Below are 13,757 nucleotides of genomic sequence, written 5' to 3'. Positions count from 1 at the left end.
CGCTGCTGCACCACCACGCCGCGGGCCACGCCCAGGCCCATCACCCCGAGGGTATCGGCGACGCTGCCCAGTTCGTCCACCTGGGTCTGCAGCGCGGCCACGTCGCCACCGGTGCGCAGGTGCAGGTCGAGCGCGTCCTTGACCCGCAGCAGTTCTTCCTTGATCGCGGTGCCGACAGTGTCGAGCAGTTCGCGGTTGCGGCCGCTGAGGCTGCCGCGGGCATGGTCCAGCTCGGCCTCGGTGGCGGCGCTGGCGTCGGGCGACAGCGCGAACAGCGCGCCTTCGCTCAAGCCGGGCTCGCCGCGCGAGGCGCGGATCTCGTTGAGCAGCGGCAGCAGCACGATCGGGATGTCGCGATGGCCGTCCTGCAGGCGCTCCAGGTAGTCGGGCAGCAGCACGGTGCCGCGCATCAGCGTGGCGCAGGCCTCGTCGCGGTCGGGCACCTGGCCGTTCTGCACGGCGATGGCCAGCAGTTCCAGTTCCTCGGCGACCATCGCCGGCGCGTACAGCTCGACCATGCGCAAGGTGCCCTGCACCTGGTGCAGGTAGCCGGCGCAAAAGCGCATGCGGCTGGTGTCGGCCGGGTCTTCGACGAAGTATTCGATCTCCCCGCGCACCTGGCGCAGGGTCTCGTCCAGCTCCGGCTTGACCCAGCCCAGGGCGGCGTGGCTCATCGCATCGCGCAGCGCGCTCATCGCCGCGTCTCCGCGGACGGCCGCGCGCCGTGCCGCGCCAGCGCGGCGGCGGGATGCAGGGAGTTTTCGCGGTACGTCATGTGCACTGTCCTTCCACCCTGTTCCGATCCGCTCACGCCGGCAGCTTGAAGTCGGCGACCGAGCGCCGCAGGTCCGCCGCCAGCTGCGCCAGCCGTCCGATCGATTCGGCGGTCTGGCCGGCACCCTGCGAGGTCTGTCCGGTGATGCGGCGGATCACGTCCATCGTCTGGGTGATGTCGGTCGCCGCGGCGGACTGCTGGTGCGCGGCGATGGAGATGTTCTTGATCAGGTTGTTGAGCGCGTTGGAGACGCGCTCGATCTCGGTCAGCGCGGTGCCGGCGTCTTCGGCCAGGCGCGCGCCGGACACCACTTCGGAAGTGGTCTGCTCCATCGAGCTGACCGCTTCGTTGGTATCGGCCTGAATGGTCTGCACCAGGCCTTCGATGCGGCGCGTGGCGCCGGAGGTGCGTTCGGCCAGGCGCTGCACTTCGTCGGCGACCAGCGCGAAACCGCGGCCGGCCTCGCCCGCCGAGGCGGCCTGCACCGCGGCGTTGAGCGCCAGGATGTTGGTCTGCTCGGAAATGTCGTTGATCAGTTCGACGATCGAGCCGATCTCCTGGGTCGATTCGCCCAGACGCTTGATGCGCTTGGAGGTTTCCTGGATCTGGTCGCGGATCTGGTCCATGCCCTGGATGGTCTCGCGGACCACGCCGGCGCCCTCGGCGGCGATCACCACCGAGCGCTGCGCCACTTCGGCCGACTCGCTGGAGTTGCGCGAGACCTGTTCGATGCTGGCCGCGATTTCGTTGATGCGCTCGGACGCCGAACCAATCTGCTCGGCCTGGTGGCCGGCGGCCTCGGCCAGCTGCAGCGCGGTGGCCTGGGTTTCCTCGGTGGAGATGGCGACCTTGGCCGAGGTGTCGTTGATCGTGGTCACCAGGTGGCGCAGTTCGTCGACCGCGTAGTTGATCGCGTCGGCGATGGCGCCGGTCATGTCCTCGGTGACCGAGGCCTTGACGGTCAGGTCGCCTTCGCCGAGCGAACTGATTTCGTCGAGCAGGCGCATGATCGCCTGCTGGTTGCGGCTGTTGTATTCGACCTGGGTCTGGTAGCGGATTTCCTGGTCGCGGGTGCGGCTGCGCACCGAGGTCCAGACGAAGCCGATGATCGACAGCAGCGCCAGCAGGCCGGACACCACGCCCAGCCAGAAGTTCGGGAACAGGCGGGTGTCGCGGGTGGAGCCGAACGCAGAGAAGGCGTCGAACAGCTTCTTGCTGTCGTCGAGCATCTTGTCCGAGCCGGCGGTCAGCGCCGCGGCCGAGGACTGCGCGGCGAACAGGCTGCGCGAGCTGGCCAGCAACGCGTCCAGGTCCTTCTTCATTTCCGCCCACTGCGCCTGCGACTGCTCCAGCGCGGCCAGCGCGGCGGCGTTGCGCACCGGCGCGATGCCCAGTTCCTCGTTGCCGTTGCGCAGGCCTTCGAGCATCTGCCCGAACACCACCGAGTCGCGCGCCAGCGCATCGCCGGCGCTGGCCGCACCGCTGCCGCCGGCCCGCATCTCGGTGACGCGGCGGGCCATGGTGCCGGCCACCACCACCTGCTGCAGGGTGTTGTAGATCTGCGCGGCGGGGGCGCCGCCGACGGTCATCGCGCGCACCACCTCGTTCAACTGCGCCTGCAGCTGCGGCACGCCGCCGACGAAACGCTCGGCATTGCCGGCCAGCGCCAGCACCGCCGGTTCGCTGTCCACCACCTGCTGCGCGTTCTTGCCCAGCGGGGTCCAGGTGCGGTTGAGTTCGGCCAGCGGGCCGGCGATGCCGGTCTCGTTGGCGTAGCGCGCGTTGAGCCCGGCGACGGTGCTCTCCACCCGCGACTTGGTCTGCTTGAATTCCTTGTAGGTGGCGGCGTTGCCGGACACCGCGTCGCGCGCCTGGTTGGCCAGCTGCTGCGACAGCACCTGCAGATCGGCCGCACCGGTGCTGGCGCCGGCCAGGCGGTTGCCCTGCCAGGTGGCCACGCCGGTATTGGCGCCGAACACGATCAGCGACAGCGCCAACAGGCCCAGCCAGAAACTCGTCCCCACGCTGCCAAGCTTGCTGGCCTTGGGGGCGTCCGGTGCAGTACTCATGATTCGACCTCGATCTTCGATGCGAAGGCAGGCCGCGCGCTCAGGCGGCGGCTTGACGGAATTCGGGTGTGCGCGACAGCAGCGACAGCGAGAACACGCCCCAGTCGTGGGTGTCGCCGCGGAACGCGCGGTCGACGAAGTGCGCGTAGCGGCCCTGCGCCAGGTCGCCGGGTTCCACCGCCTGCGATTCGGCGAAGCTGCGCTGGCCGAACAGTTCGTCGATGGTCAACGCCACGTCGCCGCCGCTCTGGCGCATGATCAGCACGCGCTGGCCTTCCAGCAGCGAGGTGCGCTGGCCTTCCATGAACTGCTTCAAATCGACCACCGGGAACAGGTTGCCGCGCAGGTTGCCCACGCCCAGCAGCCACGGCTGCGCGCCCGGCACCGGGGTGATCGGCGGCATGCGCACGATTTCCACCACCTCGCGGAAGTCGGACACCAGATGGCGGTTGCCGACGCGGAAGCCGACCCCGCGCCAGATGTCCTCGTCGAATTCGCGCTCGGGCATCTGCACCGCGTGCGCCAGGCTGCGCCGCTCGTAGGCCTCGAGGATGTCGAAGGGCGAACGCACGTCAGCCGACCAGCTGGTTGATGCGGGCGATCAGCTCGTCTTCGCGCGGCGGCTTGACGATGTAGTCGGTGGCGCCCTGGCGCATGCCCCAGACCTTGTCGGTCTCCATGCTCTTGGTGCTGATGATCAGCACCGGGATGTGCCGGGTGGCCTCGTCGCGCGACAGCGCGCGGGTGGCCTGGAAGCCGCTCATCCCCGGCAGCACCACGTCCATCAGCACCAGGCTGGGCGCCTGCTCGCGGACGATCTTCAGCCCGTCCTCGGCGTTGTCGGTGGCGAGCACCTCGTGCCCGGCTTTTTCCAGCCACTGCGTAAACACCGCCCGGTCGGTCGGTGAGTCCTCGATCAACAAGATTCGAGCCATGGTGCCTTTCCCCCTGGTCAGGCGTTGACGTATGTACGGATCGCGCCCAGCAGTTCTTCGCGTGTGAAGGGTTTGGTGAGGTACTGCTCGGAACCGACGATGCGCCCGCGCGCCTTGTCGAACAGGCCGTCCTTGGAGGACAGCATGATCACCGGCGTCGCCTTGAACAGCTGGTTGCCCTTGATCAGCGCGCAGGTCTGATAGCCGTCCAGCCGCGGCATCATGATGTCCACGAAGATGATCTGCGGTTGCTGATCGGCGATCTTGGCCAAGGCCTCGAAGCCGTCGGTGGCAGTGACCACCTCACACCCCTCGCGCTTCAACAGCGTTTCGGCAGTACGACGGATCGTCTTCGAGTCATCGATCACCATGACCCTCAGTCCTGCGAGTTCCCCACCCGCAGTCGTGTTTTCACTCATTCACTTGCCCCCCAGGCGCGCGACGCTTCATCGGTTCCGACGTCGCTGCGAAACGACATGTATCCCAAGACCCGCTCGGACTGTCAAGGCCGCCGCCACGGCTCTGCTTTGGATCACTTTCCAGCGCTAACTATGTCACAGTTTGATTGCCGCCGCAGGGCAGCGCATGGCCCCGTGCCACGGCCCTTGCGCACCCCTGCCGCCGACCCGCTACCATCCTCCGCTCAGTCCCCCGGGTAACGCCATGTCGTTCGATGTCATCGTGGTGATGGATCCCATCGCCAGCATCAAGATTGCCAAAGACACTACCTTCGCGATGTTGCTGGAAGCGCAGCGCCGCGGGCATCGGTTGCACTACGTGCGCCCCGGCGGGCTGTCGCTGCGCGAGGGCCGCGCGCTGGCCCAGGCGGCGCCGCTGCAGGTGCGCGACGACAAGACCGGCTGGTTCGAACTTGGCGCGTTCGCCGAGCTGGCGTTCGGCACCGGGCAGGTGGTGCTGATGCGCAAGGACCCGCCGTTCGATTCGGAATTCCTGTACGACACCCACGTGCTGAGCGTGGCCCAGCGCGCCGGCGCGCAGGTGGTCAACGACCCGCAGGGCCTGCGCGACTTCAACGAGAAGCTGGCCGCGCAGCTGTTCCCGCAATGCTGCCCGCCGACCCTGGTCAGCCGCGACGCGGCCGCGCTGAAGGCGTTCGTGCTCGAGCACGGCCAGGCGGTGCTGAAGCCGCTGGATGGCATGGGCGGGCGCTCGATCTTCCGCAGCGGCACCGGCGACCCCAACCTCAACGTGATCCTGGAGACGCTGACCGACGGCGGCCGTACCCTGGCCCTGGCGCAGCGGTTCATTCCCGACATCAGCGCCGGCGACAAGCGCATCCTGCTGGTGGACGGAGTACCGGTGGACTACTGCCTGGCGCGGATCCCGCAGGGCGACGAATTCCGCGGCAACCTGGCCGCCGGCGGCCGCGGCGAAGGCCGCCCGCTGAGCGAGCGCGACCGCTGGATCGCCGCCCAGGTCGGCCCGGAGATGAAACGGCGCGGCATGCGCTTCGTCGGCCTGGACGTGATCGGCGATTTCCTGACCGAGGTCAACGTCACCAGCCCGACCTGCGTGCGCGAACTGGACGCGCAGTTCGGGCTGAACATCGCCGGGCTGCTGTTCGACGCGATCGAGGCCTACCCGGCGCGATGAGCGCGGCCGCCGCGACGCCCGCGCCGCGCATCGGCGAGCGTGACAGGCTCGGCGCCACCCTGGTGCTGTCGCTGATCGTGCACGGCCTGCTGATCCTGGGGGTGGGCTTCGCGATCGACGACGACGCGCCGCTGGTGCCGACCCTGGACGTGATCTTCAGCCAGACCAGCACCCCGCTGACGCCGAAGCAGGCCGACTTCCTGGCCCAGGCCAACCAGCAGGGCGGCGGCGACCACGACAAGGCGCAGCGCCCGCGCGACAGCCAGCCCGGGATCGTGCCGCAGCAGCACGACGGCCTGGCGCCGCAGGCGCTGCGCGCGCAGACCGCGGCGGCGGCACCGGAGCCGACCCCGCGCGTGGTCAGCAGCGCGCGCGGCGAACAGCCGCAGCCGGCAGCGCAGACCCAGCCGCGCACCGACGCCCCGACCCAGCCGGTGGACGCGCAGCGCGAGCAGCGCGACGCGGAGATGGCGCGCCTGGCCGCCGAAGTGCACCTGCGGTCGGAGCAGTACGCCAAGCGCCCGAACCGCAAGTTCGTCTCCGCCAGCACCCGCGAATACGCCTACGCCAATTACCTGCGCGCCTGGGTCGACCGTGCCGAGCGCGTCGGCAACCTCAACTATCCCGACGAGGCGCGCCGGCAGCGGCTGGGCGGCCAGGTGGTGATCAGCGTCGGCGTGCGCCGCGACGGCAGCGTCGAGAGCAGCCGCATCCTGCGCTCCAGCGGCGTGCCGATGCTCGACGCTGCGGCGATGCGGGTGGTGCAGCTGGCGCAACCGTTCCCGCCGCTGCCGCATACCGAAGACAACATCGACATCCTGCAGGTCACCCGCACCTGGGTGTTCCTGCCCGGCGGCACCCTGCGCGACGACCGCTGAGCGAGCGGCGGCTGAAGCAATTGACCCCTCTCCCACCGGGAGAGGGGTTGGGGTGAGGGTACGGCCGCCACGGACCGCCTGGCGGCACTGAACGTTTCGAGGCTCCGCCCGTACCCTCATCCGCCCCTGCGGGGCACCTTCTCCCGATGGGAGAAGGGACAAACCGAGCCCCTCTCCCACCGGGAGAGGGGTTGGGGTGAGGGTGCGGCCGGCACGGACTGCGTGGCGACACCCAACGTTTCGAGGCTTCGCCCGTACCCTCATCCGCCCCTGCGGGGCACCTTCTCCCGGAGGGAGAAGGGACAAACCGAGCCCCTCTCCCACCGGGAGAGGGGTTGGGGTGAGGGTACGGCCGGCACGGATCGCCCGGTGGCACTGAACGTTTCGAGGCTCCGCCCGTACCCTCATCCGCCCCTGCGGGGCACCTTCTCCCGATGGGAGAAGGGAGCTGCTATTTGCATCGCGTGGCAGGGCGTGCGCGCCTGCGGCAAGCATCGAGATAACGATTCATGCCAGCGACATAACGACGCGGCATTTCTGAATAGGCGTCACATTAAGGTTAATGGTGGCGGGGAACGTTACCGCGCACACCGCATCGCCAAGGACGAGTGACTCGGAGGCCGGCGCGGCGCGTCCCCGCCCCCCACTACCCCGAGTCGCCTCCTCCATGAAAAAGCCCCACCTCCTTCGCAGGCCCGCCCTGCTCGCGCTGGCGCTGGGCGCCGCCCTCGCTGCGCCCGCCGCCCTGGCCCAGTCCACCACCGGTACCGTCGCCGGCCAGGCGCCGGCCAACGCGCAGCGCGTGCAGGTGCGCAGCGACAGCGGCCTCAGCCGCGAAGTCGCGGTCGATGCGCGCGGCCGCTACAGCATCGGCCAGCTGCCGCTTGGCACCTACACCGTCGTCGCCAAGGGCGCCGACGACGCCGTGCTCGGCAGCCGCGAAGGCGTCGGCCTCACCGTCGGCGCGGTCACCGACGTCTCCTTCGCCGCGGTCACCAGCCTGACCGGGGTCAACGTCAGCGCCGACCGCGCCGCCGCCGCGATCGACGTGAGCAGCGTGGACTCGCGCACCGTGATCAACGCCGAACAGCTGCAGCGATTGCCGCTGGGACGCTCGGCCGAGGCGATCGCGCAGCTGGCGCCCGGCGTGGCCGGCAACAGCGGCAGCGGCACCTATACCGGCCCGACCGGCGCGCAACTGCTCAGCTTCGGCGGCTCCTCGGCTGCGGAGAACGCCTATTACATCAACGGCTTCAACACCACCGACCCGCTGCGCGGGCTGGGCGGACTGACCCTGCCCTACGGCAGCATCGACCAGCTGGAGGTCTACACCGGCGGCTACAGCGCCAAGTACGGCCGTTCCGACGGCGGCGTGATCAACGCGGTCGGCAAGCGCGGCAGCAACGAATGGCATTTCGGCGGCCAGGCCACCTGGGAACCCGATGGCCTGCGCTCCTCGCAGAAGGACGTCTACGCGCCCGGCAACGGCGCCCTGTACCGGCCGGACAGCAAGAGCGGTTCGACGCTCAGCACCCAGAGCCTGTACGCGGGCGGTCCGCTGATCCAGGACAAGCTGTTCTTCTTCGGCTCCTACGAACTGCAGCGCCAGGACGGCGACAGGTTCTACGGTGCGCGCGAAACCACCCCGGGCGAGTATTACTACGACTACCACTACCGCCGGCCGAGCTGGTACGCCAAGCTCGACTGGAACATCAGCGACAACCAGTTGCTGGAGATCACCGGCGCCTCCAGCCGCTACATCACCCGCGGCAAGTACTACGAGTACAGCGGCTACGACATCGGCGACCTGCGCGGCGACGCCAACACCACCAAGACCGGCGGCGACCTGTGGACCGCCAAGTACACCGGCTACCTCACCGACCGCCTGACCTTCAGCGCCCAGTATGGCAAGCAGCGCACCGACGACTACACCGGCAACCCCACCTACAACGGCGCGCTGACCTACCTCAGCGGCACCTCGTTCCAGAACCCGGCCTACACCGGCGGCACCCCGATCACCAATACGCAGACCACTTCGCTGCTGGTCGATCCCGACCGCGGCAACCGCACCGACAACCTGCGGCTGGACCTGAACTACGTCATCGGCGCGCACAGCATCACCGTCGGCATCGACAACCAGAACGCGCGCGCGCTCAACCGCGGCTCGGTGGCCTCGGGCGATGGGTACCAGTGGATCTACGGCCAATCCAATCCGGACATACCGATCAACACCGGCCTCGGCGTGCCGGCCACCGGCGGCTACGCCAACGGCGAGGACGGCTACTACGTGCGCAGGTACGTCTACAGCGCCCTGGCCTCGGTGCGCGCGGTGCAGCGCGCGCAGTACATCGAAGACAACTGGCAGGTCAGCGACCGCTTCCTGCTCAGCCTCGGCCTGCGCCTGGACCAGTTCACCAACTACAACCGCGACGGCGACGCCTACATCAAGCAGACCAGCGGGCAGTGGGCGCCGCGCCTGGGCTTCAGCTGGGACGTCGACGGCGACGCGCGCTTCAAGGTCTACGGCAACGCCGGCCGCTACTACCTGGCGCTGCCGCTGAACCCGGCATTCAATGCCGCCGGCGCGACCCTGGCGACCTCCACCTATTACACCTACGGCGGCATCGACGCCAACGGCTACCCCACCGACCTGACCCAGATCTCCGGCGCGGTCTCCTCCAACAACAACTACGGCATCCTGCCCGATGCCAAGACCGTGGCCACGCAGGGCATCAAGCCCTCGTTCCAGGACGAGTTCATCCTCGGCTTCACCAAGGCCTGGGGCGACAACTGGGTCTACGGCGCCAAGGGCACCTACCGGGTCCTGCGCAGCGGCGTGGACGACTACTGCGACAGCGACACGGTGTTCGCGGCGGCGGCCGCGCAAGGACATACGGTGACCCTGGACAGCAATCCGGTCAGCTGCTGGCTGATCAATCCGGGCAAGTCCAACACCTTCACCCTGGTGGACACCTCGGGCAACTACGTCAGCGTCCCGCTGAGCAATGCCGAGCTCGGCTTTCCCAAGTTCAAGCGCAACTACTACGGGCTCAACCTGTCGCTGGAGCACCCGTTCGACCAGCGCTGGTACGGGCGCTTCGACTACACCTGGTCGCGCAGCTACGGCACCACCGAAGGCCAGTTGCTGTCGGGCATCGGCCAGACCGCGGTGTCCACCACCCAGGCCTGGGACTACGCGCAGCTGATGGAACACACCAACGGCCCGCAGAGCAACGACCATACCCATCAGTTCAAGTTCTACGGCTATTACCAGTTCAATCCCGAATGGCTGGTGTCGGCCAACCTCAAGCTGGTGTCCGGTTCGCCGTTCAGCGCGCTGGGCTCCTACGGCGCCGACCAGAGCGACCCGTCCGGCTACGGCATCGCCTACCACTACTACCAAGGCAAGGCGGCGCCTCCGGGCAGCCAGGGCCGGCTGCCGTGGCTGAAGCAGCTCGATCTGGGGGTGTCGTGGCGGCCGGCGTACGCCGACCACAAGCTGGCCTTCAACCTGGACGTGTTCAACGTCTTCAACGGCCAGGCCACGCTGTGGAAGTACCCGTATTCGGAAACCGATCCGGGCGTGAGCGATCCGGTCTATGGCGCGGCGTTCGTGAGCCAGGCACCGCGCTCGCTGCGGCTGAGCGTCAGTTACGACTACTGACCGCCACCGCGCGGCCGCAGCGCGGGGAGACCGACGAGCCATCGCCGGCCTCCCCGCATGCGGTCATCCCGCCACGCTGGCCTGATGCAGGCGATCGGCCAGCGCGAAGATGTCCGCCGCGTCCTGCACACGCTCGCACCAGGCCGCGGGGATGCCGTCGATGCCGTAGAAGGCGCCGGCCAACTGCCCGCAGATCGCCGCGGTAGTATCGGCGTCGTCGCCGAGATTCGCCGCGCGCAGTACCGCATCGGCGAAGCACTCGGTCGTCGCGAAACACCACAGCGCCGCCGACAACGCATCGACCACGTAGCCGGTGCCGCGAATCTGCGTTGCCGGCACCGCGGCATGGTCGCGCACGGCCAGCGCGCGCAGCGCCGGCGTGTCCAGGGCCACATCCGGCGCCTGCAGCACCTGCACGCGATCGCCGCCGAGCAGGGCCGCGCGCAACTGCAACGCGAACAGCCGGCAGGCATCCAGCGCTTCGGCGGCGGCATGGGTGGTGCGCGAACTGTCCGCCGCGCGGTCGGCCAGTCCTTCGGGGCGATGCGCGTAGTACATCGCCACCGGCGCCAGCCGCATCAGCGAGCCGTTGCCGGCCGCGCGCGGGTCGGCGCTGCCGCTGAAGGCCGGGCCGCCGTCCAGGTAGCGCTCCAGCGCCTGGCGCACGGTGTTGCCGATGTCGAAACATGTGCCGGTGCTGCTCAGGTAGCCATGGCGGTACCAGTTGCAATAGCGGTTCATCTGGTCCGCGGCGTCGAAACCGTCGCGATACAGCAGGCTGTGCGCCAGGCACAACGCCATCGAGGTGTCGTCGGTCCACTGCCCGGGCTGCAGATCGAACGGACCGCCGCCCACCATGTCGTCGATCGGCGCGAAGCTGCCCGGCGCCTTGAATTCCAGCGTGGTGCCGAGCGCATCGCCGACCGCCAGGCCCAGCAGGCAGCCGCGAAAACGCGCGCGCTCGCGCTCGTCCGCGCTCATCGTGCGGCCCGCTGCGCCTGCTGCTCGGCCAGGGTCAGCGCGACGTTGTCGCGCAGATAGGCCGGTTCGGCGCGTTCCGGCGCGATCGCTTCGCCGCGCGCGTGGGCCGCCAGCGCCAGGGTCAGCACGTCGGCGGCATGCGGCAGGGCCTGCGCATCGACGCTGCGCAACTGCGCGTGCAGGCGCCGCTGCAGCGCGTTGTCGATCGCCGCCAGCCCGGTGCCGACGCCATGCCAGGGCGCGTCCGTCTGCGGCAATACGAACGCGTCCGGGATCAGTACCTGCTCGGGCGTCAGCGCGTGCAGGCCGTCGGCATCGCGCACGAAGGTCGCCGCATAGATCTCGCCCATGCGCGCGTCGATCGCGGCCAGCACCTGCGGCGCATCGTCCGGCGCGCGCAAGGCCAGCGCATGCAAGGTGGACACCGGCAGCACCGGCAGGTCCAGCGCCAGCGCGATGCCCTGCGCCAGCGCGATCGCCAGGCGCACCCCGGTGAACGCGCCGGGGCCGCGGCCGAAGGCGATCGCATCGAGCTGGCTGCGCGCGATGCCGGCCTCGGCCAGCAACTGCTCGGCCCACGGCAGCGCCAGCTCGGCATGCCGGCGCGGCGCCAGCTCGAACCGCTCGCGCACCGCGCCATCGACATGCACGGCGACGGAGAGGGCTTCTGTGGCGGTTTCGAAAGCGAGAATTTTCATTGGAGGCCGGGATTGGGGATTCGGGATTGGGGATTCGAAAAAGCGAAGCGAGGAGCAAAAGCGGATGCCGTGCGCCGGCTAGTCGAACGGCGGCGAGGCGACGTGTTCGTGATTATCCACCGGCAGCGCGGCGCCGGCGCCGAAGAACTGACGCACGTCCTCGACATCGCGGGTGCGCGCGAACGGCGGCAGCGACTCCAGGAAGGTGCGGCCGTAGGACTTGGACAGCAGCCGCGGATCGCACAGCACCAGCACGCCGCGGTCGGTCTCGCTGCGGATCAGCCGGCCCACGCCCTGCTTCAGCGCGATCACCGCCTGCGGCAGCTGTTCGTCGCGGAACGGGTTGCCGCCGTCGCGGCGGATCGCGTCAAGCCGCGCCTCGAACACCGGGTCGTCCGGCGCGGCGAACGGCAGCTTGTCGATCACCACCACGCTCAGCGCATCGCCGACCACGTCCACGCCCTCGCGGAAACTGGCGGAGCCGAGCAGCACGCCGTTGCCGGATTCGCGGAAGCGCTGCAGCAGGCTCGCGCGCGGCGCCTCGCCCTGCACGAACAGCGGCCACGGCCCGTCGCGCAGCGCTTCGGCGGCCTCGCGCAGCGCACGGTGCGAGGCGAACAGCAGAAAGGCGCGGCCCTGCGAGGCCTGCAGCACCGGATGCAACGCCGCGATCAGCGCGGTGCCGAAGCCGCGCGCGTTCGGGTCCGGCAGCGCCGGCAGATAGCACAGCGCCTGCCGCGCCCAGTCGAACGGACTGGGCTGCAGCAAGGTCATCGGATCGCTCAGCCCCAGGCGGGTGGCGATGTGCTCGAAATCGCCCTTCACCGCCAGCGTCGCCGAGGTGAACACCCACGCCGCGTGCGACTTTTCGCGGTGCAGGCGCAGCGGGCCGGACACGTCCAGCGGCGTGCGCTGGCAACGGAAGCCGCGCGCGCTCAGTTCGTACCACAGCACATCGTTGGACGGTGGCGCCGGCTCGGCGTCGAAATCGGGGATCGGCGCGTCGTCGCCGAGCCAATGGCCCAGGCGCGCGCGCATCTCCTGCGCGCGCGCGGCGCAGGCGTCGAAACCGGGCGAGGCTTCGCGCAGCCCCGCCAGGCTGTCCTGCAAGCGCGCCAGTTCCGCCAGCAGCGCATCGAAGCCGTCGCGTACCTGCGGCTTGGCCAGCAGCCGCCATTGCGTACCGCGGGTGGGCAACCCTTCCATCGCCGCGCGCAGTTCGCGCAAGGCCTGCTCCAGCGCCTGCACCGGCGCCTGCAGGCTGGCCAGCGCGCCGGCGACGTGGCGGCTCTCGGCCAGGCAGTCGCGCGCCAGCTCCTGCAGCGGACGCATGCCGAAGCTTTCGCCGAAGAAGTTCGCCGCCAGTTCCGGCAGCTGGTGCGCCTCGTCGATGACGAAGACCTGCGCGCCGGGCAGGATCTCGCCGAAGCCTTCCTGCTTCAGCGCCAGGTCGGCCAACAGCAGGTGATGGTTGACCACCACCACGTCGGCGGCCTGTGCGCGCTGCCGCGCCTGCACCACGAAGCACTCGCCCCAGAACGGGCATTCGGTGCCCAGGCAGTTGTCCATGGTCGAGGTGACCATCGGCAGCAGCGGCGAATCGTCGGGCAGCGCCTCCAGCTCGGCGATGTCGCCGAAGCGGGTGCGCCCGCCCCAGGCGACGATGCGCTGGAACTGCGCGATCTGCTCGCGCGAGGTGAAGCGCGGCTCGCCCTTGGCCTGCTCCAGCCGGTACTTGCACAGATAGTTGGCGCGGCCCTTCAGCAGCGCGCTGTTGAGGCCCACGCCCAGCGCCGCGCGCACCCGCGGCAGGTCGCGGTGGTAGAGCTGGTCCTGCAGCGCGCGGGTGCCGGTGGAGACGATGGTCTTCAGTCCCGACAGCAGCGCCGGCACCAGATACGCATAGGTCTTGCCGGTGCCGGTGCCGGCCTCGGCGAGCAGCACGTCGCGCTGTTCGAACGCCTCGGCGATCGCCGCGGTCAGCCGCAACTGCGCCGCACGCGGCACGAACGCATCCAGCTGGCGGGCGAGCGCACCGCCTTCGCTGAGCGCTTCGGTGCTGGCGTGGCTGAGGGACATGGGTGGAAGCCGGGAATGGGGAATCGGGATTCGGGAATGGGTAAAAGCGGCGCTGCTACTCCGC

Annotated in this window: 10 protein-coding genes and 1 pseudogene; 3 read left to right on the top strand and 8 right to left on the bottom strand. The window is 69.5% G+C overall.

What is annotated here, in order from left to right:
* Nucleotides 1-422: 422 nt before the first annotated feature.
* From JR064_RS23420 to pilG, 5 genes and pseudogenes are all read right to left on the bottom strand, one after another.
* Nucleotides 423-674, bottom strand: a pseudogene (locus JR064_RS23420) (Hpt domain-containing protein); the annotation flags it as partial.
* Between the two features lie 133 nt (nt 675-807).
* Nucleotides 808-2,844, bottom strand: coding sequence for a methyl-accepting chemotaxis protein (locus JR064_RS18920; RefSeq protein ID WP_191824311.1), 2,037 nt, complete (start codon nt 2,842-2,844; stop codon nt 808-810).
* A 40-nt stretch (nt 2,845-2,884) separates the two neighbouring features.
* Entirely contained in the window at nt 2,885-3,415 is a 531-nt protein-coding gene (locus JR064_RS18915) for a chemotaxis protein CheW (protein ID WP_179566486.1), read from the bottom strand.
* A gap of 1 nt (nt 3,416) precedes the next feature.
* Complete coding sequence (locus JR064_RS18910) at nt 3,417-3,779, bottom strand: response regulator (protein WP_179566488.1); 363 nt, start codon at nt 3,777-3,779, stop codon at nt 3,417-3,419.
* Between the two features lie 17 nt (nt 3,780-3,796).
* Nucleotides 3,797-4,198, bottom strand: coding sequence for a twitching motility response regulator PilG (pilG, locus tag JR064_RS18905; RefSeq protein ID WP_003472648.1), 402 nt, complete (start codon nt 4,196-4,198; stop codon nt 3,797-3,799).
* A 244-nt stretch (nt 4,199-4,442) separates the two neighbouring features.
* On the opposite strand from pilG, the gene gshB reads away from it, so the two are divergent.
* The 3 genes from gshB (at nt 4,443) to JR064_RS18890 (ending at nt 9,935) form a co-directional block, all read left to right on the top strand.
* A complete protein-coding gene (gshB, locus tag JR064_RS18900) occupies nt 4,443-5,393 on the top strand; it encodes a glutathione synthase (RefSeq protein ID WP_191824312.1) in 951 nt (316 codons plus the stop codon).
* Nucleotides 5,390-6,271 carry an energy transducer TonB family protein gene (locus JR064_RS18895; RefSeq protein WP_179566492.1) on the top strand — a complete coding sequence of 294 codons (882 nt, stop codon included), beginning with the start codon at nt 5,390-5,392 and terminating at the stop codon, nt 6,269-6,271. The genes gshB and JR064_RS18895 overlap by 4 nt, the downstream gene beginning before the upstream one ends.
* 667 nt (nt 6,272-6,938) lie before the next feature.
* Nucleotides 6,939-9,935 (top strand): TonB-dependent receptor, encoded by a 2,997-nt coding sequence (locus JR064_RS18890; RefSeq protein WP_206230728.1) that lies wholly within the window; start codon nt 6,939-6,941, stop codon nt 9,933-9,935.
* 63 nt (nt 9,936-9,998) lie between these two features.
* Here the strand turns inward: JR064_RS18890 and JR064_RS18885 are convergent, their stop codons facing one another.
* The 3 genes from JR064_RS18885 to yoaA all read right to left on the bottom strand — a co-directional run bounded on the left by JR064_RS18885 (nt 9,999) and on the right by yoaA (nt 13,693).
* Nucleotides 9,999-10,916, bottom strand: a complete 918-nt coding sequence (locus JR064_RS18885; protein ID WP_206230727.1) for an ADP-ribosylglycohydrolase family protein — start codon at nt 10,914-10,916, stop codon at nt 9,999-10,001.
* Nucleotides 10,913-11,614 (bottom strand): tRNA (adenosine(37)-N6)-threonylcarbamoyltransferase complex dimerization subunit type 1 TsaB, encoded by a 702-nt coding sequence (gene tsaB / locus JR064_RS18880; protein WP_206230726.1) that lies wholly within the window; start codon nt 11,612-11,614, stop codon nt 10,913-10,915. The genes JR064_RS18885 and tsaB overlap by 4 nt, the downstream gene beginning before the upstream one ends.
* 78 nt (nt 11,615-11,692) lie before the next feature.
* Nucleotides 11,693-13,693, bottom strand: coding sequence for a DNA repair helicase YoaA (gene yoaA, locus JR064_RS18875; RefSeq protein WP_206230725.1), 2,001 nt, complete (start codon nt 13,691-13,693; stop codon nt 11,693-11,695).
* Nucleotides 13,694-13,757: the final 64 nt, after the last annotated feature.

Origin of the sequence: Xanthomonas bonasiae (genome assembly GCF_017163705.1) — a bacterium.
GTDB classification, from domain to species: domain Bacteria; phylum Pseudomonadota; class Gammaproteobacteria; order Xanthomonadales; family Xanthomonadaceae; genus Xanthomonas_A; species Xanthomonas_A bonasiae.
The sequence above is the reverse complement of the archived record's forward strand: the minus strand, read 5'-3'. Positions and strand labels throughout refer to the sequence as shown.

What these genes read in the sequence shown, in the direction of transcription:
- JR064_RS18920 (WP_191824311.1), bottom strand. Translation starts at nt 2,844, where the DNA reads ATGAGTACTGCACCGGACGCCCCCAAGGCCAGCAAGCTTGGCAGCGTG.
- JR064_RS18910 (WP_179566488.1), bottom strand. Translation starts at nt 3,779, where the DNA reads ATGGCTCGAATCTTGTTGATCGAGGACTCACCGACCGACCGGGCGGTG.
- pilG (WP_003472648.1), bottom strand. Translation starts at nt 4,198, where the DNA reads ATGAGTGAAAACACGACTGCGGGTGGGGAACTCGCAGGACTGAGGGTC.
- gshB (WP_191824312.1), top strand. Translation starts at nt 4,443, where the DNA reads ATGTCGTTCGATGTCATCGTGGTGATGGATCCCATCGCCAGCATCAAG.
- JR064_RS18895 (WP_179566492.1), top strand. Translation starts at nt 5,390, where the DNA reads ATGAGCGCGGCCGCCGCGACGCCCGCGCCGCGCATCGGCGAGCGTGAC.
- JR064_RS18890 (WP_206230728.1), top strand. Translation starts at nt 6,939, where the DNA reads ATGAAAAAGCCCCACCTCCTTCGCAGGCCCGCCCTGCTCGCGCTGGCG.
- JR064_RS18885 (WP_206230727.1), bottom strand. Translation starts at nt 10,916, where the DNA reads ATGAGCGCGGACGAGCGCGAGCGCGCGCGTTTTCGCGGCTGCCTGCTG.
- tsaB (WP_206230726.1), bottom strand. Translation starts at nt 11,614, where the DNA reads ATGAAAATTCTCGCTTTCGAAACCGCCACAGAAGCCCTCTCCGTCGCC.
- yoaA (WP_206230725.1), bottom strand. Translation starts at nt 13,693, where the DNA reads ATGTCCCTCAGCCACGCCAGCACCGAAGCGCTCAGCGAAGGCGGTGCG.